Origin of the sequence: Streptomyces sp. MK37H (genome assembly GCF_018035285.1) — a bacterium.
GTDB classification, from domain to species: domain Bacteria; phylum Actinomycetota; class Actinomycetes; order Streptomycetales; family Streptomycetaceae; genus Streptomyces; species Streptomyces endocoffeicus.
The window spans coordinates 1-24,610 of record NZ_JAAAYH010000092.1; the positions used below are offsets into that span (position 1 = coordinate 1).

The window sequence follows — 24,610 nt, forward strand, 5'->3', positions numbered from 1 at the left end:
TACGGGTGGACGGCGAAACCTTTGACCCCGGAGGCGACGGCGACGGACTCGGTCTCGTGGGTGAGGAAGACGTCCACGGCACGGGACTGGAGGCGGGCGGCGACCTTGGCGTAGTCGGCGTAACGGGCCTTCGTGTCCTTGGTGGCCGCGGCCTTCTCGATGAGGGCGTCGGTCTTCGGGTCGCAGTAGTGCGAGAGGTTGTAGTTCCCCTTGCAGGCGTAGTCGGCGGTCAGGTAGCCGACCGGGTCGGGCATGTCACCGAGGTGGTTACGGGAGAGCAGTGCGGCCTGGAAACCACCCGAGAGGAGATCCGGCTCCACCGAGGCGTAGTCGCCGGTCCGGATGGTCGCCTTCACACCGATGGCCTTGAGCGCTTGTTGGATGACGGCGGCGAGATCGGAGAATCCTGGCCCCTCGTTGTAGGCGATGAGCTGCACTTTGATGGAGGAGGGTGCGACACCCGCCTCGGTGAGCAGGGCCTCGGCTTTGGCCGGATCGGCCTTGACCGGTGTCGCCCTCTCAGGTGTCCAGGGCTCCCCGGGGGCGAACGGGCCGACGGCCGGCCGCCCGGCTCCCTGGTACACGGCGCTGGTGATCGCCTTGGTGTCGATCGCCGCCTGGAAAGCCTGCCGCACCTTTTCGCTGGTGAACGGCGCCTTCTTATTGTTGAGGACGAGCTCCGTGGTCCGGGGAAGCTGTTCGGTCCGTACGGTGACCGCGTCGTTTCCCTTGAGATCCTGAACGCTCGGAACGGAAAGCTTTCTGGATATCTGAGCCTCGCCGGTCTGCACCTGGGTGGCGCGTTTGGCGGCGTCGGCGATGAACCGCACCTCGGCGGAGGCCAGTTTCACCGATCCTCCCCAATAGGAGGAGTTGCGCTTCAGCTGAATTGCCTGCTGGGGAATTTCCTTGGTGATCCGGAAGGGGCCGGTGCACGTTCCCTTCGGGTTGGTGGACGATCCGGAGTACGCCTTCGGGGCGAGAATTCCGGTGTTGGGAGAGGCGAGACGGTACGGCAGGAGGGCGTCCGGGCTGGGGGTGGTCATCCGGACCGTCGAACCACCCACCGCCGTGACTCCGTCGATCGTCTTGGGCGAGAAGCCGGGCGCGGGCGTCTTCGCGGCGAGCGCGTGCTTCAGGGCTCCCACGACAGCCTTCGCGTCCAGCGGGGTGCCGTCCTGGAACGTCACGCCCCGGCGGAGCCTGATGTCCCAGGTGGTCGGGGTGGTCTGCTTCCAGGACGTGGCGAGCATCGGTTGGATCGCGCCACCCGTCTCGTACCTCACCAGGGTTTCCAGGCAGCCGGCCTTGGTGAGGACGAAGGCGTCATCCGTCTCCAGGGACCAGTTGGCAGCGGGAGCGAAGGGCTCGTCTATGACGATGCTCCGAGTCCCGGTGGCGCCCGCACCACCGGAGGTCTGGCCGCCCATTCCACAAGCCGAGAGAGTCAGGGTCGTTGCCGTCAGTACAAGAGCCAAGCGCGGTTTTTTCATGAATCTCACTGGTCCGATCGGAGCTACTGGGAGTTCCCAGTCGCCGGGGGGAGTCGGCGCGGCGGGTGATGGCCGGAATCGGGGAGGTGGCGCTTGATTGACGAAGGTAAGAGGCGATGACGGTGCTGTCGATACGTTGTCGACGATATTTTGTAAACAACCTATTGCCGTCAGGTCACTTATTCGTCGGGCCGTCATGGAGCGAGTGGCAGGAGCTGCCCGTAAAAAGGCATACCGAATAAATCCAGGACCGTCACACCGGTTGGTCTGGATATCGGCGGATCAGGCGGCCCCGGTAGGGTGGGCCGGGGCCGCCCGGGGCTCATGTCATATGGGGCGCCAGCTTGAGATGCGGATCGTCCATGTCCGGCCCGATGACCGGGTCGGTGTGCACCATGGCGGCCGTCAGCCGTGGCACCGCGTGGATCAGCGCGTGTTCCACTTCGACTGCGACGGCGTGGGCCTCCTGCACACTCAGGCCGCCGTCCACCTCGACCGTGGCCTCGGCGCGCAGCTTGTGCCCGATCCAGCGCATCCGCAGCTCTGTCACGCTCAGCACGCCCGGGACCTCGCGGACCGCGGCCTCGCCCGTGTCGATGAGCGCCGGGTCGACGGAGTCCATCAGGCGGCGGAAGACCTCGCGTGCCGCGTCCTTGAGGACGAGAACGATCGCGGCCGTGATGAGCAGGCCGACGATGGGGTCGGCCAGCCGCCATCCGATTGCGGCACCACCGGCGCCCAGCAGCACGGCAAGGGACGTGAATCCGTCGGTGCGGGCGTGCAGTCCATCGGCGACCAGCGCGGCGGAGCCGATCTTGCGCCCGACGTTGATGCGGTAGCGGGCCACCCATTCGTTGCCGATGAACCCGACGACCGCCGCGATGGCCACGATCCCCAGATGGGAGACGTCGCGCGGATTCAGCAGCCGGTCGATGGCCTCGTAGGCGGCCAGGACCGCGGAAGCGGTGATGGTGAGGACGATGACGATCCCGGCCAGGTCCTCGGCTCGGCCGTACCCGTAGGTGAACTTGCGGTTCGCCGCTCGCCGCCCGAGGACGAACGCCACACCGAGCGGAAGCGCGGTCATCGCGTCCGCGAAGTTGTGGATGGTGTCGCCCAGCAGCGCCACCGAACCGGACACCAAGACGACCACGGTCTGGAAGACCGCGGTGGCGCCCAGAATGGCGAGGGAGAGCCAGAGGGCGCGCATGCCCTCGGCCGAGGACTCCATGGCGGAGTCGACCTTGTCCGCCGCCTCGTGCGAGTGGGGTTTCACCACATGGGTGATCTGGTGCTTCCAGCGCGACCAGCGGCTTCGGTCGTGTCCATGCCCATGATCGTGTCCGTGCTCATGACCGTGACCGTGTCCATGATCGTGCGGGTGTCCATTGTCGTGCTTGTGCCCGTGGTCATGTTCGCGCCCATGGGTGTGAGCCGATGCCTGGGCTTCCGGATGAACGTGTGCTGGGGCAGGGGGATGGGAGTGCTCATGGGCCTTCACGTGTGGCTCACCTTCCAGGAGTGTCGCCGCAGGAGGAGGGGTGCCGAGGTGGCCCCTGACTCCATTATGTGCATACCCATGCACCAATGCACTTGTGTGATCATACAAATGAGTCGTCAGGACCTCAGGGCCGTCAGGTGGGCGGTGCGGACCTCGGGGGTCTGGCCCTGGACGACGAGGAAGAGGCCCTCCCGGGCGAGGCGCTGGGCCGGGTGGGAGAGGCCGAAGGCACGGCCGCCGCCGGCGGCGATCGCGGCCGTGGTGGCGGCGCGCATCAGGTCGTAGGCCCGGGTCTTGGCCGCGAGCCTGTCGTCCAGCCGTTCGGCGGGCGGGACCTCGTCGACCAGGGCGTAGGCGTCGCGGCGCGCCGCGTCCAGGCGTTCGCGCAGCACGCCCGCCGTCTCCTTCGCCTCGCCGTCGCCGGACGCGTCGAGGAGGCCGAGCGCGGCGCGGGCCACGCCGAAGACGGCGGGGTTGGTGTTGGTGTTCTTCGGGCGGTCCTCCGTCGCCCAGCGCTCGTACGGCAGACGCACCGCCACCGCCTCGTCGGGCACCACGAGCCCGTCGAGCAGCAGCCCGACCGTACGCGAGCCGGTGAGTGCGGCGAGCTGGAGCGGGCCGGTGGCGGTGAGGCCCGGCTGCTCATGAGCGTCGGTGACGCCGAAGACGACCTCCCCGTCCTCGGTGGCGCCGCCCAGCAGGAACAGATCGTTCAGCCCCCAGCCCGTGTACCAGGGCACGCGTCCGTCGAAGCGCCAGCCGCCCGCCACCCGGGTGGCCCGTACGGGCAGCTTCGGGTAGGCGCGCAGATGTGAGAAGGCGATCCCGGCAAGCAGCGTGCCGTCGCTCAGCGGGCGCAGCCAGCGCTCGCGCGCCGCCTCCTCGCCCGTGGCCAGGGTCCGCACCGGCGTGTGGTGCTGGGCCTGGATGAAGAACGTCGAACAGCAGGCGCCCGCCAGGATCTCGGCGATCTCCCGGCCGACGGCCGCCGGAGCCTCCGCCCCTCCGTACGCCGCCGGTGCGTTGACCCCCAGCACGCCCGACGCCTTGACGGCGTCGATGGCCTCGGGCGTGACGCCCTCCCGGTCGTGCGCCTCGGCAGCGGGGGAGAGGACGTGGTCAGCCAGCCGACGGGCGGCCGCGACGAGAGGGTGGTCGAGCGTGGCGGTCATGCGGGGTGCTCCTCTGCGGTGGAACGGGGCTCGCCCAGGGTGAGCATCAGGCGGTTGGCCCAGGCGAAGACGGCGACGACGTGCACGAGGTCCAGGATTTCCGTGTCGTCCAGACCCGCGTCCGTCCGCAGCGCCGTGAGGTCGAGCGGTCGGCCCGGCTCACGGGTGAGGCGCACCGCGAAGTCGGCCACGGCACGGCGCCGCGCCGTGCCCAGCTCCGCGTCCGGACCCGCGTCGAGAATCGCCCGCGCCGGGCCGGCGTCCTTGTTGAGCTGCGCGAAGCGCCGCGCGTGCACGGACGCGCAGTAGACGCAGCCGTTCACACGCGAGACAGCGAGCGCGGCGATTTCCCGGTCCCGGCGGTCGAGCCCGCGCGGCGCGTACATGATCGCGTTGTAGAGCCGCGAACGCTCGCGCAGCGCCGCGACGTCGTGGACGAGCGCCAGGTAGTACGGCGAGGTCTTCGCCGTCGGCAGCGACTCCTCCAGCACGGCGAGCTGCTCGGGCGTGGCACGGTCCACGTCCACCGTCTCCACCCAGGCGTCCCACTCAAGCGCGTCGAGCGTGAACGGGCGCCCCTCGCTCGCCACGCCGTACGCGGGAACCTCCCCGCCCTCCGCCGGGAGCCCGCCGAGCGCCCGCAGCCCGGCCACGAGCCGCGCCTGGTAGGTGACGAACGCGATGAGCTGCGAGGCCGCGACGACATCGGGGGCGCTCAGGCCCGCCTCCGTCAGGGCCGCGATGTCCTTCGGGCCCGCCGTGGAGGGGGTGAGGACGAGCAGCTCGGCGTGGCGCCGCAGCGCCGCGAACCGCGCGGACGGCTGTGCGGGGGCTGGGCCGAGGCCCCGGTAGTGCGTGGCCAGCGCCTCAGCGCCGTCCAGCTCGGCGGCGTGGGCGGCGAGTGCCGCGCGCTCGGCGCGGGGGAGGCCGTCGGTGCCGGTCAGCAGCGCGTCATGGGCGCCCTGGGTGTGGACGTACGCCTTGTCGCGGTACGTCCGCAAGTCGGCGGGAGTGCCGGCGATGGCGTCGATCACATCGGACATGGGGTGCCTTTCTGGGGTCCTGGGACGTGCTCAGCCCGTCGCGTCTTCGCTGGCGCGGTACGCGCGCAGGTACAGGCGCGCGCCCGCGACCAGGAGAATGGCCACGCACACCGCCAGCGCGGAGGCGAGGCCGAGGTCCTGGTCGGCGAAGGCCAGCTTCCTGATCTCCAGCGGGACGGTCGTCGAGGTGTCCATCGGGCCGCCGCCGGAGAGCAGATAGGGCAGGTCGAAGTCGTACGCCGTCCAGATCGTGCGCATCAGCATGGCGATGATCAGCGCGGGGGCGATCCACGGCAGCGTCACATACCGGAAGACCCCGAACCGCCCGGCGCCGTCCAGCGCGGCCGCCTCGCGCAGCTCGCCCGGCAGGGTCTGGAGGCGGGCGAGGACGACGATCACGATGAACGGCACGTACTTCCAGCAGTTCACGGCGACGAGCGCGAACATCACCGTGGCCGGGTCGGCGAAGGGGTTCACGAGGGTGTCGCTCAGGCCGAGCACCCGCAGCAGGTAACCGGCCATCCCCGAGGTGTCGTTGAAGGCGAAGCGGAACACCATCGCGGCGACCACGGCGGGGACGACATACGGGAAGAGCACGAGCCCGCGCGCCAGCGTCTGGCCGCGCAGCCCGGCGTTGAGCAGCAGCGCGACGGCGACTCCGGCGACGGCTTGGATCACCACGTTCCCCGCGACCCACAGCACGCTGCGGCCGAACGCGCCGCGCACGGACGGGTCCTCCCACAGGCGGCGGTAGTTGTCGAGGCCGAGGAAGGTGTGCTCGCGGGTGAGGAAGTCGACGTGGAAGAAGCTGTCGAAGACCGAGGCGAGGAAGGGATAGACGGCGAAGACGAGCAGCAGCAGAAGCGCGGGCACCAGCATCAGGGTGCCGAGCGTGCGGTCGGACAGGCCCCGGCGCGGGGCCCGCTCGCGCGTCCGGGCAGGAGCCCGGGTCCGGGATACGGCAGTCACTTCACGGCCCCCTGTCCGATGCCGCCGACGAGGAACTTCTGGACGACCACGAACAGCACCAGCACCGGCGCGACCACGATCAGCGCGGCAGCCATCAGCACACCCCACGAGTAGACGCTCGTCTGGTCCATGAGCAGCGAGAGCCCCGGGCTGAGCGTCAGCTTCTCCGGCTCCGCCATCAGCGTGGAGGCGAAAAGGTACTCGCTCCAGGCCGCGTTGAAGGCGAACACGGCGGTCGCGATCAGCCCCGGCACCGACTGCGGCAGCACCACCCTCACGAACGCGCCGAACCGGGTGCAACCGTCGACCATCGCCGCGTCCTCCAGCTCGACGGTGAGTCCGTGGAAGTACGAGCGCAGCGTCCACAGCGCGAACGGCAGCAGCGTGGCCGTGTAGATCACGATCAGCGCGAGGAGGTTGTTGGCGAGCCCGAACCGTGCCACGAGCTGCGAGACCGGCACCAGCACCAGGATCGGCGGTACAAGATACGCGAACAGCGACAGCTCCCCGACCCACCGCAGCCCCGGTATTCGAAACCGTACGAGCGCGTACGCGGCGCAGGTGCCGAGCGCGACGACCAGCAGCGTCGAGACCGAGGCCACGATCAGCGAGTTGGTGAGATAGGTGCCGAAGGACGAGATCTCGAAGAGCGTACGGAAGTTGTCCAGCGTGAACGTGTGCGGGAAGAACGTCGGAGGATAGGAGATGATCTCCTCATCCGGCTTGACGGCCGTGAACAGGATCCACAGCAGCGGCAGATCGGCGATGAGCACGACGGCGGCCAGCGCCGCGTACTGGAGAGCCCGCCCGAAGCGGAAGGTCCTCATGCCGCGGGCCTCCACTCCGGATTGGCCGACTTCCAGTCGCGGGCCGCGAAGGCGAACTGGTCCACGGCCCGGCGCCACGCCTGCTCGGGGTCGTCGCCGCGGAGCAGGATCGACTGCACCATCGAGGCGTCGGCCGGGGGCGGCGCCCACGCCTTGCCCGCCCAGGGGCAGGGGTTGGAGAGCTTGCCGTCGTACCGTCCGTCCACGACCGAGCCCATGGCCATGTCCGGGCTCATCGCGTGCGGGACGAGATTCAGAATGGTGCGCACCCAGTCGCCGTGCTTGGTGAGGTAAGGGTCCTCCGAGACGTCGATCTCCTCGCGGAGCCGGTCCTTGACGGACTTCAGTGGTGGCACGAGGTGGCCGGGGACGGTGAGGGCGAACCGCAGCGCGTTCTCACCGGTGGTCAGCTCCTTGAGGAAGGTCCTGGCCGCGCGTCTGTGCCGGGTGTGCGCGAAGACGCTGTACTGGTTCTTGCCGCCGTACGCCAGCCGCCCGGTACGGAAGGGACCCGCGGGGACCGGCAGGACGCCGGTGACTTCGGCGATCCGCGGGTTCTGCGCGGCGAGGTTGACACCGAGCCTGCCCGCCATGGTCGCGAAGGCGGCCTTCCCGGAGATGTAGGTGTTCATCAGGTCCGGGTAGTTGGTGTTGTACGAGCCCTTGCGCCCGTACCGCATGATCGCGACGTGCCGCTTCACGGCGTCGAGCACCTCGTCCTTACCGAACAGCACCTCGCCGTCGGGGCCGTAGTAGTCCCAGCCCGCCTGGTAGACGTACGGGGCGAGGAACTGGGTCGTCATCCCCGGGGTGTTGCCCGCACCGGACGAGATGCCGTCGATGCCGTCCCTGCCGTGCAGCTCGCGCACCGCGCCGAGGAACTGGCCGTAGCTGCGCGGCGGGTCGATGCCGGCTTTGTCGAGCAGGTCCTTGCGGTAGTAGAGGACGGAGGCGTTGGCCTGGAACGGCATCGCGTAGTCCTCGCCCCGGTGCACGATGCGGGTGCCGGGCAGGAAGTCGTCCTCGCCGATCTCTTCGATCATGCCGGTGAGGGGCAGCAGATAGCCCTTGACGGCCCAGTCGAGGATGTTCGCGGCGGGCGGCGCGAAGACGCCGATGTCGGTGCCGGTCTGCATGGCCGTCTGCAGGTACTGGAGCTGGTTCTCGTCCGAGTACAGCGTCATCTTCACGGTGACGCCGGGATTTCTGCGCTCGAACCGTGTGATCACGGAGCGGTAGAAGGCGAGCGACTTGGGGTCCGACTCGGTCGTGTAGAAGGGCACGACCTTGCCGTCGGACCCGTCGCCGGTGCCGCACGCCGACAGCAGAGCGGAACCGAAGGAGGATGCGGCCAGCGACAGCAGGCCGCGCCGCGATGTACGGGCGGAAGGCATGGCGATCCAGAGGAGGTGTGAAGGAAGAAGGAGCGGTGCGGGAAGGGACCGCTCAACACCCCGTGGAGGTGGACCGACGAAGGTCGAGGTACCGGCGCTCGGTGAGAAGCAGAGTCCGCACGGCCGCCCCCCTCGGATCCTTGTGCGATACAGGCGGCCTTGAAGCTATGCCGTGGGCTCGTCTGCTGTCAAAGGGGCCGCTGTTCGGCGGAGGCCCGGGCCGTGGGACCGTTTTGCAGGTCGGCATGGAAGACCCGGACGTCCGAGCTGGGATTCCCGGGGCCGCGACCTATGGCAAGGTTGCTCGTCCCATTGCTCGCTCGATCGCAACATTGATCACGACGCGTTCCGGGTCCGGAGCACACGTCGCACCGAACTGGGACCCCGCCCAGCCCGAGCACCGGTCCCGGCGCTGAACCGGTGGGGGAAGCCCTGGACGGCCCCAGCATCGCCTGTTATGGCTGATCAGATCGGTTCGCAGCCGCAGCAGCGGATTGTCGCCGGACGGCGTCTGAAGCGGGATGGTGATGTGCCCTCAGTGCGGTGCCCGCCGCGACTGGATGGTCATCTGCAACGTCCCCCGCCGCGTCTTCCTCCGCTGCCGCTGCGCACACCAGTGGCACGAGCCAGAACTCACCCGCGCCGACTTCGACGTCATGATCGGCGAACCTGGCCAGAGGTACCCCAGTCTCGACGCTGTCGCCCGTGACACTGGACACGACGGCACTATGGCCAGCACCTACCTGCCCAGCGACCTTGATGCCGGAACACGGGGCTAACGCACGAGCGGGCGAGTGAGGGGTCAGCCTTGACCGCTTTCCGCTCCTGGGGCTTTGCGTGTGACGTCGCCCGGAGTGGCCTTGATGACGCGCGGAGCGCTCGTGCCGTCTGTCGGGCGGTCGTCGGCCTTCATGGCCTTGGCTTCGCTCTTGAAGATGCGGGCCGCTTTGCCCGCGGAGCGGGCGAGGTCGGGGAGCTTCTTGGCGCCGATCAGGACGATGACGACGATGAGGAGGAGGGCGAGCTCGCTGAGGCCCAACATCGGTGAGTGTCTCCTCCGGTAGGTTGCGGGCGCTGAGAATGCCCCTCGAATGACGAGAGCAATCTACATAAATGTAGAAGCGCGGGCCAGGGGGCCATGGGCCGCTGGCTACGATGAAGCTCCTGTCCGGGACAGGCGGCATGCGACTGGAAGGAGGCGGGGTGTGAAAGACCAGGAGCGTGGCCGACGTCGCGGCCAGGGTGAGCTGGAGGTGCAGGTGCTGGCGGCTCTTCGCGAGGCATCGGAGCCGGTGAGCACGGGGCGGGTCCGTGAGCGACTTGGCGGCACTCTCGCCCACACCACGGTGATCACCATTCTCACGCGGTTGCTGGCCAAGGGTGCGGTGACTCGGGAGAAGGAGGGCCGGACGTTCGTCTGGACGGCGACGGCCGACGAAGCGGGCCTGGCGGCTTTGAGGATGCGTCGGGTGCTCGACGGGGAGAGCGACCGCGAGGCGGTGCTGGCCAGCTTCGTGACCGGCCTGCCGCCGCAGGATGAGCAGATGCTGCGGACCCTGTTGGAGCGGGCCTGGGAAGCGGAGGAGTAAGGGAACTCATGGGAGTCTTCGTCTTCCTCCCGCTCGTGCTGCCCTTAACGGCGTGGCCGATCGCCCGTCTGGCTGAGCAGCATCTGCACCCGCGTGCGGCGACCTGGCTGCTGTCGGCGGTCGCCGGGGTGTTCGCGGTGTGCAGCACGCTGTGTCTGGCGCTGTTGATGGTGGTCGGCACCGCGCAGTTGCCTGGCAACCCGCTGCCTGACGGCTGGTCGGATCCGGAGGTGCGCGAGGCCGTCCCGTCCGACGAGGTGGCCGGCAAGGCCGCCATCCCCGCTCTGATTGCCGTGCTCGCCGCGTGCGCACGAGTGGTATGGCGCCACCAGCGAGTGCGGCGCCGCGCTGAGCGTGCCCTTGCGGGCCTGCCCGCCACGCCGGTGGCGGTGCTGCCCGATGAGTCGCCGTATGCCTACGCACTGCCGGGTACGAGGGGCCGGGTCGTAGTGAGCACCGGGATGCTCGCAGGGCTGGGCTCGGCCGAGCGTCGGGCGTTGTTCGCTCACGAGCGCGCGCATCTGGTCCACCGGCACCATCGGTTTCTGCTCACCGTCCAGCTCGCGGCGCGGGCCAACCCGTTCCTGCGCCCGCTGCGGACCGCGGTCGTCTACACGGCCGAGCGGTGGGCGGACGAGGAAGCGGCGCAGGCGGTCGGCAGTCGGCGCACCGTGGCACTGGCGGTCGGCAGGTCCGCGCTGATGTCCCGCGGTGCGCCGGCCACGCTGGCGGGTTTCGCTGCCATGGGATCGGTACCGCGTCGGGTGGCCGCTCTACTGGGCCCGGCCCCCGCCGGGCGTATTTGGCCCCCAGTTTTCACGACGGTGGGTCTGGCCGCCTGGGGGGCCGCGGTGGGTACCACGGCCTCGGCGCTGTCCTCGGCGAACTCGGCGGTCACACTGGTCGTGATTCTGCATGCGACCACCTCGGTGTAGTCGAGCCGCTCGCCGCCAGAAGGAGGTTGCCGCCGCCTGCTGGAACTGGCTGGGCGCTAGCCGTGGGCAGGGCGAGTGTCCTGCGATTCCGACGGGGCGAGGAGGCAGGAACGGAGCTGCCCGAGCAGTTCTGCGATGCCCTCCCTGTCGGCGTGGTAGCGGACCAGCTTGCCGGCACGCGTGGACTTGAGCAGGCCGGCGCGCCGGAGGACCGCGAGGTGCTCGGAGATGGTCGACAGGCCCAGCCCGGCCCGCTCGGCGATCTCCCCGACCGTCAGCTCCTCCCCTCCGGCGAAGTGCGCAAAGAGCCGCTGACGAGTCCCGCTGGCCACCGCCTTGAGAAAGACCTGAAGGTCCTCGCCGGGTATGGCCGCCTCTCGACGCGCTTCTTGTTCCGTACGGGAGTCTGCTCGCGGGGACTCCTGGTCGTCGGTCACCCGTGGGAGTTCGCCCGGGGCTCGGTATGGGCGGGGAACGCGGAGAGGCCGGTGCAGGTCGAACTCGGCCGGAGGGATGTCCAGGGCTGAGCAGGCTTCGCGGACGACGGCCCGTTCGCTGCCGTCGAAGTAGCCGTCGGCGCAGCCGATGACGATGCCGATCTGGATGACGGCCCGTGCCTCGGCGGGTTTCTTCTTCGCCTTGCCGATCTCCTGCATGGCGCTGACCTTGCCGAGGGTGAAGTCCGCGGTCAGCTGGTCGAGGTGCTCCTGGAAACGGCGGCGCAGGTCGTCCGGGGCGAAGTTCTGGAGTACGTCGTTGCTGGTGATGAGCTGGGCGACGCGTAGTCGCTCGGACGGGTCGATCGTGCCGTCGGCCGCCGCCACCAGGGCGCACATCGCCATGCCGGCGTCCCGGAACGCTCCGCTGTGCAACTCGTTCTTTTTCGCTGTGAGCTGGGCCTGCATTGTCTGGACCGAGTCCTTGAGGCGGTCCCACAGCGCCATCTGCATCTCCTTGTCGCCCCTGCCCATCATGTGTCGTGACAACGAAATCTACATGTTTGTAGAGGGGTGTCGTGAAAGAGACCGTGCCGTCCCGTCCTCGAGCGGAGAACCAGGTGCCGCGTTCTGGGGGTGACTCAGCGAAGGTCGATGGCTTCAATTGATCGCTCGCCGCCTCCTTGTCTTTCTACGGTGCTGTAGATTCACGCTGGGTTTTCAGCCGCGCGTCGGGTCTGGAGGGGATCGCCAAGGACTACGGCGCCACGTGTAAGTGCATTCGGCCGTTGATGTGATGGTGGCGGTGTTGGCCGCTGACCGCGGGATTAGAGGCAACCGTGAGCACGATCGGCAAAGTGGACGCGGCGGGCACGTCGGCACGACCACATCATTGGCCAGGCCGATGCCTTCGGCCGAAGGGCGTGGTCGACCTGCGTGGGCACGCCGACGCTCCCGCCGTCCTGGCCTACCCGGCCGACGCGGTGGTGGTCGTCTCCGGTCTGCCCGGAAGCGGGAAGAGCACCTTGATGGAGCGCTGGTCGAGGGCTGCGCCCGCCATCGATCCGAGGACGGTCCACCTCGCATGTGAGGCAGTCATGCCCGATTGGCTGCCATACGGGGTCTACCGGCCCTGGGCTCGGCTCAGACACTTCCAATGGCTGCGGCGGCAGATGCGCCGTATGTCGCCGCTACTGGTGCACGACTGCGGCAGCCGGCCCTGGCTGCGCCAGTGGCTGGCCCGGTCCGCCGGGCGGCAACGGCGTGAGCTGCACGTGATACTCCTGGACGTGGGGGCGGACGAGGCGTTGGCGGGGCAAAGGGCGCGGGGCCGGTGGGCTCCGCCACGCGTCTTCGCCCGGCATCGGCGGGGCCTCGACCGCCTGCTGGCCGCATTTCCCGCACCCGACGTGCCATGCTCAGGCGCCGCGGTGAGTCCGGTCCCCGCCTCGATGGCGGAGGCGGCTTCGATAGTTCTGCTCGACCAGGTATCGCGACCACACGTGGCAGCGGCGAGGTTCGACCGGTGGTCATAGGAGTGGCGCTTGTCTGACGCTCGTCCTCGGACTGCTCGGGCCACCTGACCCGGGAAGTGGTCCCGGAGATAGCCTGCCCGCATGCGTGCTGTGGCGAGGACGGACCTGACGGGGCGGGCGCGGCTGCGGGAGGCGGCGCTCGAGCTGTTCGCGGAGCGCGGGTTCGAGGCGACCTCGACGCGGGCGGTGGCGGCGGCGGCCGGGCTTTCGCCGGCGTTGGTGACGCGCCACTTCGGTTCCAAACAGGGTCTGCGTGCGGCGGTGGATGAGTATGTCCTGGACAGGATTGGCGAGGCGTTGGGTGCGCTGGACGCGGAAGTGGTCGAAGGTGTCGACGGCGATGCGTTGATGGCGTCGCTGGGCGAGGTCTCGGCGCGGCTGTTCGGCGCCGATCCGGTTCTGCGGGGCTATCTGCGACAGGTGCTGCTGGAGGGCGGTGACGCGAGCGCGGCGCTGTTCGGGAGGCTGCTGAGCGGAGCCCGTGGGGAGTTGGACCGGTTGCGCAGGGCCTCTGGTCGGGCGACGGCTCCGGCAGCGCCCGCGGACGAGGAGTGGGCCCCGTTCCAGCTGCTCTGTTTGATCCTCGGCCCGCTGCTGCTGGAGCGGGTCATGCAGCCGAACATCGGCGTCCCGATGTTCGACCCAGAGGTGCTGGCGCGGCGCAGCGCGGCCAATCAACGGCTGTTGCTGCACGGTCTGTTCGGGTAGGGCTGGCCGGAGGAACGGCCCGGGGGACAGCCCCACTGCGCGAGTGTGCACGTGTACACCATCCTCAACGCATGAACACTCCTGTTGTTACGGACCACGGTGTCCGCCGTGCCTCGGAAGCCCGCCTCCCTTGGCTTGATCACCTCCGTATCGCCGTGACCGTCCTCGTCGTCGTCCACCACGCCGCTCAGCCGTATGGCCCCGATGACTGGTGGTACGTCCAGAGCCACCCCCGCTCGGATGCGCTCGCCACGTTGTCGGCGCTGGACGGCACGTTCGCCATGAGCCTGTTCTTCTTCGTCTCGGCATACTTCGTGCCGTCCTCGTACCAACGCCACGGCGTTTGGGCGTTCGCGAAAGGGCGGCTGCGCCGGCTGGGCATTCCGCTGGTCGTCGGGGCGCTGACGATCGTTCCGGGACTGATGTACGCGTACTACGTGCACTACCGCGGCTATCAGCCGATCTCCTACGCCCACTACTTCACCGACGTCTATCTGGGAGTCGGAGACAAGCCTGACGACTGGAGCGGACCGTCCTGGCCGGATCTGCAGTTCGCCCATCTGTGGTTCGTCCAGAACCTGCTGGTCTACAGCATGTTGTATCTGCTGTGTCGGCAGGCCGCGCGCCTGCTGCGGTCAGGCCCGCACACCTCACGCCCGACGCGGGTGCCCGGCCACGGGGCACTGGTCCTTCTGACGCTGGCGCTCGCCACCGCCACCTTCGCCGTACGGCTGCGCTACCGCCTGGACACCTGGGTGCCCTTTCTGGACTTCATACAAGTGGAGCCCGCCCGTTTGCCGTTGCAGGCGGGCTATTTCGTCCTCGGGGTGCTCGCCCACCGCTTCGGCTGGCTTGAGCGCTTCCCGGCCCGCTCCGGCTGGATCTGGCTGGTGGGCGGGCTCGTCGGCGCGGTCGTGCTCTTCGTCGTCGGCCCTCACGCCGCCTGCTTCGCCACAGGTGGGGCCAGTTGGCAGTCGGCCCTGTGGGCCCTGTACGAGAGTGGCCTGTGCGTCGCCCTCTGCACTGGTCTGCTGACCCTTTTCCGTGAACTCCGCATGGCGCCAGGGCCCGTGAGCCGAGAGCTGTCCGCTGGTGCCTACACCGTCTACATCGTCCATCTGCCCATCGTGGTGGCCGTGCAATTCGCTCTGGTGGGGCTCCCCGCGCTGGGCGCCTGGGCCGCGACAGCGGTCTTCGGAACGGTGATGGCTTTCGTGGCAGCCGCCATGGTGCGGCGGCTGCCGGGTTTCCGCTCGGTGCTGTAGTGCGAACAGCCGCAACGGTGGCTCACGGGCGGTGAACGGGGCCCGGTCCGTGAACAGCGTCGCCCGCCTCGGCGGATTAAGATCCACATCGAGTTGTTGCAGCGCAGAGTTGGGACAGTGAGATGGCGGACCGGACCGTCGCACCCAAGGTGCACGCCCTCGCGGAGGGCTCCCGACGTGTCGTCGACTCGGACTCGTTCGGCATGGCGGTCTTCGCCGTCATCATGGCCAATGCCGCCGTTCTCGGCGTCGAGACGTACAGCGGCGCGGTGGACCGCTGGTACACCGAGCTGAAGATGCTGGAACACGTATTCCTGGCGGTCTTCACCGTCGAGATCCTGTTACGGGCCGGGGCTCACGCCGACCGGCCCCGGGACTTCGTCCGCGACCCCTGGAACCTTTTCGACATCGCCGTCGTGGCGCTCGCGTTCCTCCCCATCGCGCGCGAGAACGCGACCGTGCTGCGGCTGCTGAGGCTGGCCCGGGTGCTGCGTGCCGCGCGGTTCCTGCCGCAGGTGCGGATCGTGATCTCGGCCATCGGCAAGAGCCTTCCGGGCATGCTGAGCTTCGTCCTGGTGGGCACCCTGCTGCTGTACGTCTACGCGATGGTCGGCTGGGTGTTCTTCGCCGACGACGACCCGGAGCACTACGGCTCGATCGGCCGGGCCGTCCTGACGCTTTTCCTTCTCATCACCCTGGACGGACTGGGGGACGCGGTACGCGCCGGGTTGGAGATCTCCCGCTGGACCATCGTCTACTTTGGCTCGTTCGTGCTCTTCGGTTCTTTCGTCCTGGTCAATCTGCTCATCGGCGTCGTCATCAACTCCCTTGAGGAAGCACGCCAGATGGAGACCGCCACAGAACACCGTCCTTCGCCCTCCGAGCCCGCCGGCCCCGGCGAGGACGTGCTGCGCGACCGCATCAAGACTGCCCGCCGGGCCCTTGACGAGCTCGAGACCGCTCTGGACGCGGCCGACGGGAGGTGTGGCTGCGGGATGGCGGAGGGGCAGAGAGAACGCCAGGCGACCGGTGTACCCGGTGGGTAGAGCAGGGGAGAGGGCCGTCGGTCTCTCTTTGCGCGCCGGAGAAGGCGCCGACTCGCTGCGTGACGGGGCCAACGGCGCTGACGGCGCAGGACGTGCGACTGCCAGGGAATCCTGATGCACGGAGCGACCGGGGACTGAGCGGACACGCGACCGCCGGTCCGCCGTGGGCCGGCCCGACCGGGCGGAGCGTGCCCGGGGATGGTGGACACGCTCCGCCCGCTCCATGGGGCGGTCCGCCGACCTACAGGTCGAATTCGTCGGGCGGCAGCTCCAGGGTGAAGCAGGCTTCGCGGACCACGGCCTGTTCGGTCTTGTCGAAGTCGCCGTCCGCGCCGCCGATGATGATGCCGATCTGGATGACGGCCCGTGCCTCGGCGGGCTTCTTCTTCGCCTTGGCGACTTCCTGGAGGACGCTGACCTTGCCGAAGGCGAAGTCGACGGTGAGCTTGTCCAGGTAGTCGTTGAAACGACGCTGCAGGTCGTCGGCGGGGAAGTTCTGCAGCACCTCGTTGGTGGCGATCAGCTGGGCCACGCGCTGTCGCTCGGAGGGGTCGACGGAGCCGTCCGCCGCGGCGACCAGAGCGCACATCGCCATGCTGGCGTCGCGGAAGGCGCCGCTTTTCAGGTCGTTCTTCTTCGCCATGAGCTGGGTCTGCATCGACTGTGCGGATTCTCTGATGCGGTCCCACAGGGCCATGAGGACTCCAATAGGTGGTGAGACGTCCCGGTCGACTCGTTATCAGCCGGGACGATAGCGGCTTTCTACGGTTTCTGTGGTGGGCTCAGGACGGCCGAGGGATCAGTCCTCGTCCTCCTCGTCCTCGAAGGCGTCGCCGATCTCGTCGACCACTTCCGCGGCGACCATTCCGCCGACGACGCCGACCGCGACTCCCGCCGCGACGCCTCCGACGATCGCCGCGGTGCTGGGGCCGGAGCGGTGATGATGGCTGTCGTGATGGTGGTCACTGTGTCCGTGGGCATGACCGCCGTGGTGGCCGTAGCCCGGTGCGTAGGGCTCGTTGTGTCCGTAAGAGCCATAGGCGGCGCGCCGTTCGACGAGCCGGCTGATCCAGGCGTCGACCTCGGTGTTCCAGTCGCGGTGCTCGACGCCCTCATGGCCGACGGTGAAGAGCGTGAGGGCGTCCTCCCCCGAGGAGAAGAGCCCGCCGCGCTTGTCGGCCTCCAGGACGACGTCCATGCCTCCCGGGCTCGCCAGGAACGTCACCTCCAGCTCGTTGATGGCGTGGGCGTACTGGGGAGCCGGGGCGAGCTCGATCTCCTGGTAGAACGGCAGCCGCTGCCCGGTGCCGCCCACATGCCCCAGCTCCAGATCGGCGGACTTGAAGCCGAAGCCGAGCTGTCCCAGCGCCTCCAGAACGGCCTCCTGGACCGGCAGCGGGGCCACGGCCAGCTGGTCGAGATCGCCCTTGTCCTTCGCGCCCGCGATCTCCAGCCCGGTGCGGACGCCGAGGATGATGCCCAGCGGCTGCCCGTACAGCTCGGTGATCGGCGTCTCCCAGGGGAGGTGGGCGGTGAACGGGAGGCCGCGGTGCTCGCCCTCGGCGAGCCGGAAGCCGCCGCCGACGGTGAAGCGGTCGAAGATGACGACCCCCTCCCGCTCCTCGTCGCCGTGCTCGTCCTCCACCCGGGCCACGAGCTCCAGCGTGATCTGCTCGATCTCGAAGTCCGCCGTGCCGCCCCGGAGATGGACCTGACCGGTCAGTGGCCCGCCAGGGTGTACTGGGCCGGGGTCCAGCACCGTGTCCACGGTGGGTCCGCCGACACCGAGTGAGCCGAGCAGTCGTTTGAACACCATCGCGGCGTTCACTCCTTCAATGTGTGTTCGATCTGGGTGTTACTTGCTCGTGGTGTCGAGCGTGGCCAGGGCGGAGGCCCAGTGGGCGTACTTCAAGTCGGCCAGGTCCTTGACCGTCTTGACGCCGAATGCCTCCTCCAGGAGGTTGCCCTGTCGGTCCGAAACGCCCTTGAGCGCTGACACCGGCGCGGCGAGGATCTCCGGCAGCGACTTGTCAGCCCATGCCTTGTCGAGCACCTTCTCCAGGTCTATCGAGGCCATGCCTGCCCTCCCGGGGGCGTGAGTGAGTGGTCGAGAGCGCGTGTCGCGGATGGCGCGGTGGCGGCTGGGCGCAGCGGCTCGTGCCGTACCGTGCGGAACATTCGGGGCCTGCGGCACGTTGACAGATCAGCCCTGAACCCGGTGGCTGAGTCACCGCACCCTCCTAGCGGATGTTCCGGACCTGACGGGGCGGCTGGCACATATCGGCCGCCCACCGCTTTTCTACACGCATGTAGAAGCATAGAGTGTCCGCACCCCCCGGGGTGCTCGTCTCGCCGTCTTGGCGTGGGAAGTCCGAAATGATCTCTCGCAGCGCGGTCGGGAATGAGAGTGCTTTACTGTTCCTTTAACCTGGGGTAGACAGACTTCCTCCCCAGGCCCTCTGAGCGACGAAGGACATCAGACCCGCAATGGGTGAACCTCCCAGTACCGGCCGTGCCACCTCCCGCCACTCGCGAAGTGACGAAACCGGGGTGGCACGGTGACCGAGATCTTGCTGCTTCTCCTGGCTCTGGCCCTCACGCTGGCCTGCGCGGTGTTCGTGGCCGCCGAGTTCTCGCTGACCACTGTCGAGCGCGGTGAGCTGGAGCGTGCCGTCGAAGCCGGTGAGCGGGGCGCTGAGGGCGCGCTCACGGCGGTGCGCCGACTTACCCTTCAGCTTTCCGGGGCCCAGCTGGGCATCACCGTCACCTCCTTGGTGATCGGTATGCTCGCCGAGCCCTCGCTGGCCGCCCTGCTGCGTGGCCCCTTGCGGGCCGTCGGCCTTGGATCCGCGGCCTCTTCCATCGCCTCCGTGCTGGGCGTGGCCGTCTCCACGGTGGTGCTGATGGTCGCCGGGGAGCTGGTGCCCAAGAACTGGGCCATCTCCCGCCCCCTGCACGTGGCCAAGGCGGTGGCCGCCCCGCAGCGCGCCTTCACCGCCGCCTTCGCCCCGCTGATCCACCACCTCAACAACACGGCCAACCGTCTGGTGCGCCGTCTGGGCCTGGAGCCCGCCGAGGAGCTGGCCTCCGCCCGTACGCCGGACGAGCTGGTCGCGTTGGCCCGCCACTCGGCCGCCGAGGGCGCGCTGGAGCAGGACGCGGCCGAGTTGTTCGTCCGTACGCTCCACCTGGGCGAGCTGACCGCCGAGAACGTGATGACCCCGCGCGTGGACGTCCAGGCGCTGGAGGCCCACGCCACCGCCGCCGACGCCGCCAACCTCACCCTGGCCACCGGGCGGTCCCGCTTCCCCGTCTATCGCGACACCCTGGACGAGGTGGTCGGCACCGTGCACATCCGCGACGTCCTCGCCCTGGACGCCGCCCGCCGCGCCACCACCCCCGTCACCGACCTGGCCACGCCCCCGCTCCTGGTGCCCGACAGCCTCCCGGTGGACCGGCTGCTGGACCGGCTGCGCCGTGCGCACACCATGGCCGTGGTCATCGACGAGTACGGGGGCACGGCGGGGGTCGTCACCCTGGAGGACATCGTCGAGGAGATCGTCGGCGATGTCCGCGACGAACACGACCGGGACGAGACCCTCGGCCTGGTGGCCCTGGGGCCCGGCGCCTGGGAGGCGGACGGCGGCGTACGGCTGGACGAGCTGGCCGCCATCGGCCTGACCGCTCCCGACGGCCCGTACAGAACCGTCGCTGGCCTCCTGGCCACGGCCCTGAGGCGCATCCCTGCGGTCGGGGACACCCTCGAGACCGGCGGCTGGCAGCTCACGGTCCTGAAGGTGGAGCACCACCGCGCCGACCGCGTACGGATCACCGCTCTCGCACCGACGGAAAACACCGCGAAAGTGGCGGACAACACCACCAAGGACACCGAGGACGCCCGATGACCCTCCTCCAACTCGCCATCGGCGCCCTCACTCTGCTCACCAACGCCTTCTTCGTCGGCGCCGAATTCGCCCTGATCGCGGTACGCCGTAGCCAGATCGAACCGCACGCCCGGGACGGCGGGAAGCGCGCCCGCACCGTGCTCTGGGCGCTGGAGCACCTGTCCGCCCTGCTGGCCACCGCCCAGCTCGGCATCACCATTTCCTCCCTCGTCCTCGGCGCGGTCGCCGAACCGGCCATCGCGCACATGCTGGAGCCGGGGTTCGCGGCGGTCCACTTCCCCGAGGCCCTGGTGCACCCGATCGCCTTCGTTCTCGCCCTGGCCGCGGCCACGTACTTGCACATGCTCGTCGGCGAGATGGTTCCCAAGAACATCGCCCTCGCCGCTCCCGAGCGCACCGCGCTGCTGCTTGGCCCGCCCCTGGTAGCGCTCACCCGCGCGCTTCGCCCCGTCGTCTTCGGCATCAATGCCTTCGCCAACGGCCTGCTGCGGCTGCTGAAGGTCGAGCCGAAGGACGAGGTCGAGTCGGTCTTCACCGACGATGAACTCATCCGGCTGGTACGGGACTCCAGCGACGCGGGCCTACTCGACAAGTCCGGCGGCGAGCGGCTGCGCGACGCCCTGGAACTGGGCACCCGGCGGGTCGGCGACATCCTCGTCCCCCTCGAGGAGATGGTCTTTGTCGACCACCGCGTCACCCCCGACCAACTGGAGCGCACCGCGGCCGCCTCCGGCTACTCCCGCCTCCCGGTCACCGGCCCCGGCGGCGCCATCCTGGGTTACCTCCACATCAAGGACACCCTCGGCGTGACCGACCGGGACCGCCCCTTCCCTGGCACCGCCGTGCATGCCATCACCCGCGTCCCCGCCGGTACCCCCTTGGACGACACCCTCACCACCATGCGCGCCACCGGCACCCACCTGGCCGCCGTGACGGCCGACAGCGGCACGGTGCTGGGCTTCGTCACGATGACGGACGTCCTGGACGAACTCGTAGGCTCTGCCACACCGCAAGGCTCCGCGTTCAGTGACCAATGATTTTGCTCATAGTTGTAAGGAACATGGGTAACCGAAGCACATGACGGCTGGGCATGCGGCTATGGTGCTGGGGATGTTTCTCGGTGCCATGGCTTACAGATGCGTGATGCGACGCACCCACCCTTCCCGAATCACTGGGGGGAGGGGCCGTGACAGACACTTTGCGATCACTTGAGGCTCATCAGGCACTCATTCCTTCGGGTGGTACCGGGGAACCGCAGACGGCTCGCACGACCGGAAACCGGTCTGGTACCGGGACCGGCGGCGAGACGAAAGCGAAGCGTGATCCCTTCTTCGACAACGCCAAGTACCTTGCGATCGTGCTGGTGGCAATGGGGCATTCATGGGAGCCGCTGCGCGGCGACAGCCGCACCGCGGCGGCGCTCTACATGCTCGTGTACACCTTCCATATGCCGGCGTTCATCATCATCTCCGGTTATTTCTCCCGCGGTTTCGAGGCGCGCCCGGCTCAGATCAAGCGACTTGTGACGGGGGTCGCGGTCCCCTATGTCATCTTCGAGGTCGCCTTCACCTTCTTCAAGCGCTGGGCGAATGACGATCCGGGGTACCCGATCAGTCTGCTGGATCCCTGGTACCTGACCTGGTTCCTGATCGCGCTGTTCATCTGGCGGCTCACCTCTCCTATCTGGAAGATCGTCCGCTGGCCGCTGCCGCTGGCACTCGCGGTCGCCGTGCTGGCGTCGATGTCGCCGGACATCGGTGACGATCTCGACCTTCAGCGCGTCCTGCAGTTCCTGCCCTTCTTCGTACTCGGGCTGTGTCTGAAGCCGCGCCATTTCCAGCTGGTCCGACGGCGCGAGATGCGCATCGTGGCGGTGCCGATTTTCGCCGTGGCGCTGGCCTTCGCATACTGGGCGGTTCCGCAGATGAACGCCGCCTGGTTCTACCGGCGTGACAGCGCCCAGGAACTCGCGGCCTCCGGCTGGGCGGGCGCGATCATGACCCTGGCCATGTTCGGGTGTTCGCTGGTTCTCGTGGCGTGTTTCCTCGCCTGGGTGCCCCAGCGCACGATGTGGTTCACCACGCTGGGAGCAGGGACGTTGTACGGATATTTGCTGCACGGTTTCGTGGCCAAGGGCTCGCGCTTCTGGGAATGGTACGACCATGACTGGCTCCGCCAGCCGCTTGGGGAAATCGGGGTCACGCTCATCGCCGCGTCCCTGGTTACTGTGCTATGCACCTCGCCCGTGCGACGGGCCTTTCGTTTCGCGATGGAACCAGCAATGGAGTGGGCTTTCAAGGGCGAAGTGATGACGAACGCCACGCGGTCACAGCGCGTTAAATAGGGGAAGCGCGGAGTCGGTCCTGTAGGCCGACTCCAGACAGTCGACATCAGCTAGATAGGCGTGACCTCGGTTTTGGCCAGACCCCGAGACGGGCGAATACGTCCGTGGTGTCGTGCAACTCTGCGGAGACGTCGAAGGGCTCGTGAAGCGGCAGCTTGGCCACGTCACGAGCGCTGGGACGTGTGCTCAGGACCATGCCAGTTCCGCACGTACGGCGGGCGGGAGAACGCCCGCCTGGCCGCCCTCGGCGATGTAGACCGCGCCCGCCTGTTGCTCGGCGCGCGCCACGACCCGGTCGATGCGGTGGGCATAGGGCCAGTCGGGATTGATCGCGAGGTAGACCGGCAGCTCTTGGTCGAGGGTCCGCAGTTGGTGTAGCAGCTGCCCGACGGTCAGGGTGTGGGACATGAAGACCTCCGTGGTGTGTGATGGCTGGGGCGTGGCCGCACTGGGCTTTTCGTAACGTCCGTACGTTGACTTGGACTGGGAGCGTCATTCCAGTCCATCGGGGGGCCGTCTGCCACAGGCGAAATTCCAACGTGGAAGAGCGGCCGGAGTCCTGGTGAGGAGACGAATCGGTCGCTCCTCGGACCGACTCCGGGATGGCGGACGACAACAAGGGGGTGCGAACACACGTGGACGCGGAAGAGCAGCGCCAGTACGGCGAGCACATCGACGATGCCGAAGCAGCCTCTGTGGGGCGATCCCGCGTGCAGGACCGCCTGCTCGGCCTGCACCAGCGGCAGGATCGCCTGCTCGCCCTGCGCCAGCGGGGTCATCGACACCCCAGGTTCAGCTCGGAGTCGACGAGTTCGGCAACGGCGCGGTGCGCTGCCGCCAGGTCGGCGGCGTGGTGGTCGAGGTCACGGGCAAGCGCGGGGTCCGAGGAAACGCAGCCGCTGAGGGCAACGAGCCACCAGCGGCCTTCCCGGTGGACGGCTGGGATGTCGGCCAGCCGGTCGGCCGTATGCGGAGCGAACGAGGGCAGGTCGGGAGAGGAAACGGGACAGCACCTCAACGGGAGAGAAGCTGGGAGCACGGGTAGCGCGTGTTGTGGCGGAGTTCGCCGCGAGGCACGGCGATCATGCGGCCGTTCCGTACTGATCACGGCCGGGCTGGGACTTGGCGAGGGCACGTTCGGTGATGGCGGCCGTCGCCTTCTTCGAAGCAGCACCGAGGCGGTCGGCGTCCGGCTCGCGGTACCAGGGCTTGAGGTCGAGCAGGGCCGGGCGGATGCCGGTGGCGAGGAGCAGAGCCGATCCCTTGGGCAGGGCGCGGATCGCGTCGGGCGGAAGGATGCGCTCTTGCCGCATGGAGACGGAGGAGGACTTGCCGGACGCGTTGGTGGAGACCGAGACGGTTTGCACCTCGTGGTCTCCGGTGAGGCGGGAGAGCTTGTCGGCGAAGTCGGCGTCGTCGATGCCGCTGCCAATGAGCTTGATCGTTGCTGCGCTCCACAGGGCGTCCATGCCGGTCTCGCCCCACACCCGCTGGCCCTGCCGGTAGGACTGCAGGATCGTGATCGGGATGACCCCGCGGGAGCCCAGGTGGGAGTAGAGGTCCGGCAGCTCCTGGAGCTTGCACCGGCAGAACTGGCAATGGAGATGGGAACCACCCTTGTTGACAAGATCGTCAATCCGGCATGGGACGACGGCATCGAAGCGATTGCCGACGTGGCGCGCGCGTACCTCCCCGAGTTGGCGGCATACGCCTGTCGCGCCCAGGCCACCTGCGAGTCCATCTACGGACAGAAGGAGAACGCCGACCGTTGGCTAAAGCGGCTGACGCACCTGGAATCCACCGGGCCCTCCCGCTGACCGCACACCGACGGCCCTTGTCCGCGAGGGTGGGCAGCCCGTCGGCCGCGGCTTTGTAGAGGGCCGGCATGGCGTGGATCCGGGCTGCCGTGATGTCGGGTGTGGAGCCCGGCTCGACGTCCGAGACCCATAGCGGGGTGCCGCCCGGGGCGGACAGGAACTGCACGTTGCCGCCGAACGCCTTGTGTTTCTGGCTGAACCAGAGGTCGTTGCCGTTCTCACGGACACCGGCAGCGGTCCGTCTCGATCAGGGTGCCGTCGAGGACGAGGTGGGTCATGCGCTCGCCCTGGCAGCGGTCGAGGACGTCAAGCGAGTCGGGTGCCTTTCCGGCGAGGACGGTGATGCCTTCATGGAGGTAGCGGTAACCGGTCGCCTGTGAGATCCCTGCATCACGGGCCAGGCGGTGCACGCAGCTGCGTTCGCGGGCTGCGGCCGCCTGGCATGTCATGCTGACAAGGCGTCAGGAAAGTCAGCATTGAGTCAGCATGAGGTCTGCCAGAGGCTGTCATAGACCGCCAAACCTGAGACTGATCACTGGCCCCGTGAAGGGGCTGCAGGAGGCGTGTCCGCCTCGCCCGGTCGCTGCACTTCGACCATAAATGATCAAGCGGTCAGCGATGGTTCGCCTC

At 68.5% G+C, this 24,610-nt stretch carries 23 protein-coding genes and 3 pseudogenes; 9 read left to right on the forward strand and 17 right to left on the reverse strand.

Going from position 1 to position 24,610, the window contains the following annotated elements:
* The 8 genes from GWI24_RS15735 to tatA form a co-directional block, all read right to left on the reverse strand.
* The coding region (locus GWI24_RS15735) for an ABC transporter substrate-binding protein (protein ID WP_210946578.1) at positions 1 to 1,430 on the reverse strand (1,430 nt) is incomplete at its 3' end.
* A gap of 385 nt (positions 1,431 to 1,815) precedes the next feature.
* A complete protein-coding gene (locus tag GWI24_RS15740) occupies positions 1,816 to 2,772 on the reverse strand; it encodes a cation diffusion facilitator family transporter (RefSeq protein WP_210946579.1) in 957 nt (318 codons plus the stop codon).
* 338 nt (positions 2,773 to 3,110) lie between these two features.
* The gene (locus tag GWI24_RS15745) at positions 3,111 to 4,166 is read right to left on the reverse strand and encodes an acyl-CoA dehydrogenase family protein (RefSeq protein WP_210946580.1); all 1,056 of its coding nucleotides are present in this window, start codon (positions 4,164 to 4,166) and stop codon (positions 3,111 to 3,113) included.
* Positions 4,163 to 5,209: a peroxidase-related enzyme gene (locus tag GWI24_RS45235; protein ID WP_247616410.1), complete on the reverse strand. Its 1,047-nt coding sequence runs from the start codon at positions 5,207 to 5,209 to the stop codon at positions 4,163 to 4,165. Before GWI24_RS45235 ends, GWI24_RS15745 begins: the two co-directional genes overlap by 4 nt.
* 30 nt (positions 5,210 to 5,239) lie before the next feature.
* Entirely contained in the window at positions 5,240 to 6,178 is a 939-nt protein-coding gene (locus tag GWI24_RS15755; RefSeq protein ID WP_308343654.1) for a sugar ABC transporter permease, read from the reverse strand.
* Positions 6,175 to 7,005 (reverse strand): carbohydrate ABC transporter permease, encoded by an 831-nt coding sequence (locus GWI24_RS15760; RefSeq protein ID WP_210946581.1) that lies wholly within the window; start codon positions 7,003 to 7,005, stop codon positions 6,175 to 6,177. The genes GWI24_RS15755 and GWI24_RS15760 overlap by 4 nt, the downstream gene beginning before the upstream one ends.
* The gene (locus GWI24_RS15765; RefSeq protein ID WP_210946582.1) at positions 7,002 to 8,399 is read right to left on the reverse strand and encodes an ABC transporter substrate-binding protein; all 1,398 of its coding nucleotides are present in this window, start codon (positions 8,397 to 8,399) and stop codon (positions 7,002 to 7,004) included. The genes GWI24_RS15760 and GWI24_RS15765 overlap by 4 nt, the downstream gene beginning before the upstream one ends.
* An 802-nt stretch (positions 8,400 to 9,201) precedes the next feature.
* A complete protein-coding gene (tatA, locus tag GWI24_RS15770; RefSeq protein ID WP_210946583.1) occupies positions 9,202 to 9,441 on the reverse strand; it encodes a Sec-independent protein translocase subunit TatA in 240 nt (79 codons plus the stop codon).
* A gap of 163 nt (positions 9,442 to 9,604) precedes the next feature.
* Here tatA and GWI24_RS15775 point away from each other — a divergent pair, with 163 nt between their 5' ends.
* Both GWI24_RS15775 and GWI24_RS15780 read left to right on the forward strand, forming a co-directional pair.
* Complete coding sequence (locus GWI24_RS15775; protein WP_308343655.1) at positions 9,605 to 9,988, forward strand: BlaI/MecI/CopY family transcriptional regulator; 384 nt, start codon at positions 9,605 to 9,607, stop codon at positions 9,986 to 9,988.
* A gap of 8 nt (positions 9,989 to 9,996) precedes the next feature.
* Complete coding sequence (locus tag GWI24_RS15780; RefSeq protein WP_210946585.1) at positions 9,997 to 10,923, forward strand: M56 family metallopeptidase; 927 nt, start codon at positions 9,997 to 9,999, stop codon at positions 10,921 to 10,923.
* Positions 10,924 to 10,979: 56 nt separating this feature from the next.
* Here GWI24_RS15780 and GWI24_RS45240 read toward each other — a convergent pair whose 3' ends face one another.
* Both GWI24_RS45240 and GWI24_RS45245 read right to left on the reverse strand, forming a co-directional pair.
* Positions 10,980 to 11,360, reverse strand: coding sequence for a metalloregulator ArsR/SmtB family transcription factor (locus tag GWI24_RS45240; protein ID WP_308343657.1), 381 nt, complete (start codon positions 11,358 to 11,360; stop codon positions 10,980 to 10,982).
* A 54-nt stretch (positions 11,361 to 11,414) separates the two neighbouring features.
* Positions 11,415 to 11,867, reverse strand: a pseudogene (locus GWI24_RS45245) (tellurite resistance TerB family protein); the annotation flags it as partial.
* Positions 11,868 to 12,388: 521 nt separating this feature from the next.
* Between GWI24_RS45245 and GWI24_RS15790 the strand changes: the two are divergent.
* The 4 genes from GWI24_RS15790 (at position 12,389) to GWI24_RS15805 (ending at position 15,914) form a co-directional block, all read left to right on the forward strand.
* Entirely contained in the window at positions 12,389 to 12,895 is a 507-nt protein-coding gene (locus GWI24_RS15790; protein WP_247616415.1) for an ATP/GTP-binding protein, read from the forward strand.
* A gap of 81 nt (positions 12,896 to 12,976) precedes the next feature.
* Positions 12,977 to 13,603, forward strand: coding sequence for a TetR/AcrR family transcriptional regulator (locus tag GWI24_RS15795; protein ID WP_210946587.1), 627 nt, complete (start codon positions 12,977 to 12,979; stop codon positions 13,601 to 13,603).
* 71 nt (positions 13,604 to 13,674) lie between these two features.
* On the forward strand, positions 13,675 to 14,868 hold the full coding sequence (locus GWI24_RS15800; RefSeq protein WP_210946588.1) for an acyltransferase family protein: 1,194 nt from the start codon (positions 13,675 to 13,677) through the stop codon (positions 14,866 to 14,868).
* Between the two features lie 122 nt (positions 14,869 to 14,990).
* A complete protein-coding gene (locus tag GWI24_RS15805) occupies positions 14,991 to 15,914 on the forward strand; it encodes an ion transporter (RefSeq protein WP_210946589.1) in 924 nt (307 codons plus the stop codon).
* A gap of 241 nt (positions 15,915 to 16,155) precedes the next feature.
* On the opposite strand, the gene GWI24_RS15810 is transcribed toward GWI24_RS15805, so the two are convergent.
* From GWI24_RS15810 to GWI24_RS15820, 3 genes are all read right to left on the reverse strand, one after another.
* On the reverse strand, positions 16,156 to 16,611 hold the full coding sequence (locus tag GWI24_RS15810) for a tellurite resistance TerB family protein (RefSeq protein WP_210946590.1): 456 nt from the start codon (positions 16,609 to 16,611) through the stop codon (positions 16,156 to 16,158).
* 102 nt (positions 16,612 to 16,713) lie between these two features.
* On the reverse strand, positions 16,714 to 17,730 hold the full coding sequence (locus GWI24_RS15815; protein ID WP_210946591.1) for a sporulation protein: 1,017 nt from the start codon (positions 17,728 to 17,730) through the stop codon (positions 16,714 to 16,716).
* A 39-nt stretch (positions 17,731 to 17,769) separates the two neighbouring features.
* On the reverse strand, positions 17,770 to 17,991 hold the full coding sequence (locus tag GWI24_RS15820; RefSeq protein ID WP_210946592.1) for a hypothetical protein: 222 nt from the start codon (positions 17,989 to 17,991) through the stop codon (positions 17,770 to 17,772).
* 481 nt (positions 17,992 to 18,472) lie between these two features.
* Here GWI24_RS15820 and GWI24_RS15825 point away from each other — a divergent pair, with 481 nt between their 5' ends.
* The 3 genes from GWI24_RS15825 to GWI24_RS15835 all read left to right on the forward strand — a co-directional run bounded on the left by GWI24_RS15825 (position 18,473) and on the right by GWI24_RS15835 (position 22,163).
* Entirely contained in the window at positions 18,473 to 19,819 is a 1,347-nt protein-coding gene (locus tag GWI24_RS15825; RefSeq protein ID WP_210946593.1) for a hemolysin family protein, read from the forward strand.
* Positions 19,816 to 20,856 carry a hemolysin family protein gene (locus tag GWI24_RS15830; RefSeq protein WP_210946594.1) on the forward strand — a complete coding sequence of 347 codons (1,041 nt, stop codon included), beginning with the start codon at positions 19,816 to 19,818 and terminating at the stop codon, positions 20,854 to 20,856. The genes GWI24_RS15825 and GWI24_RS15830 overlap by 4 nt, the downstream gene beginning before the upstream one ends.
* A 149-nt stretch (positions 20,857 to 21,005) precedes the next feature.
* A complete protein-coding gene (locus GWI24_RS15835) occupies positions 21,006 to 22,163 on the forward strand; it encodes an acyltransferase family protein (RefSeq protein WP_308343656.1) in 1,158 nt (385 codons plus the stop codon).
* Between the two features lie 186 nt (positions 22,164 to 22,349).
* Here GWI24_RS15835 and GWI24_RS15840 read toward each other — a convergent pair whose 3' ends face one another.
* The 4 genes and pseudogenes from GWI24_RS15840 to GWI24_RS46840 all read right to left on the reverse strand — a co-directional run bounded on the left by GWI24_RS15840 (position 22,350) and on the right by GWI24_RS46840 (position 24,429).
* Positions 22,350 to 22,571, reverse strand: coding sequence for a hypothetical protein (locus GWI24_RS15840; RefSeq protein WP_210946595.1), 222 nt, complete (start codon positions 22,569 to 22,571; stop codon positions 22,350 to 22,352).
* A gap of 674 nt (positions 22,572 to 23,245) precedes the next feature.
* Positions 23,246 to 23,746, reverse strand: a pseudogene (locus GWI24_RS15845) (type IV secretory system conjugative DNA transfer family protein); the annotation flags it as partial.
* 49 nt (positions 23,747 to 23,795) lie between these two features.
* Positions 23,796 to 24,182, reverse strand: a pseudogene (locus GWI24_RS46835) (transposase family protein); the annotation flags it as partial.
* Between the two features lie 16 nt (positions 24,183 to 24,198).
* Positions 24,199 to 24,429, reverse strand: coding sequence for a hypothetical protein (locus GWI24_RS46840; protein ID WP_210946596.1), 231 nt, complete (start codon positions 24,427 to 24,429; stop codon positions 24,199 to 24,201).
* Between the last annotated feature and the right edge of the window lie 181 nt (positions 24,430 to 24,610).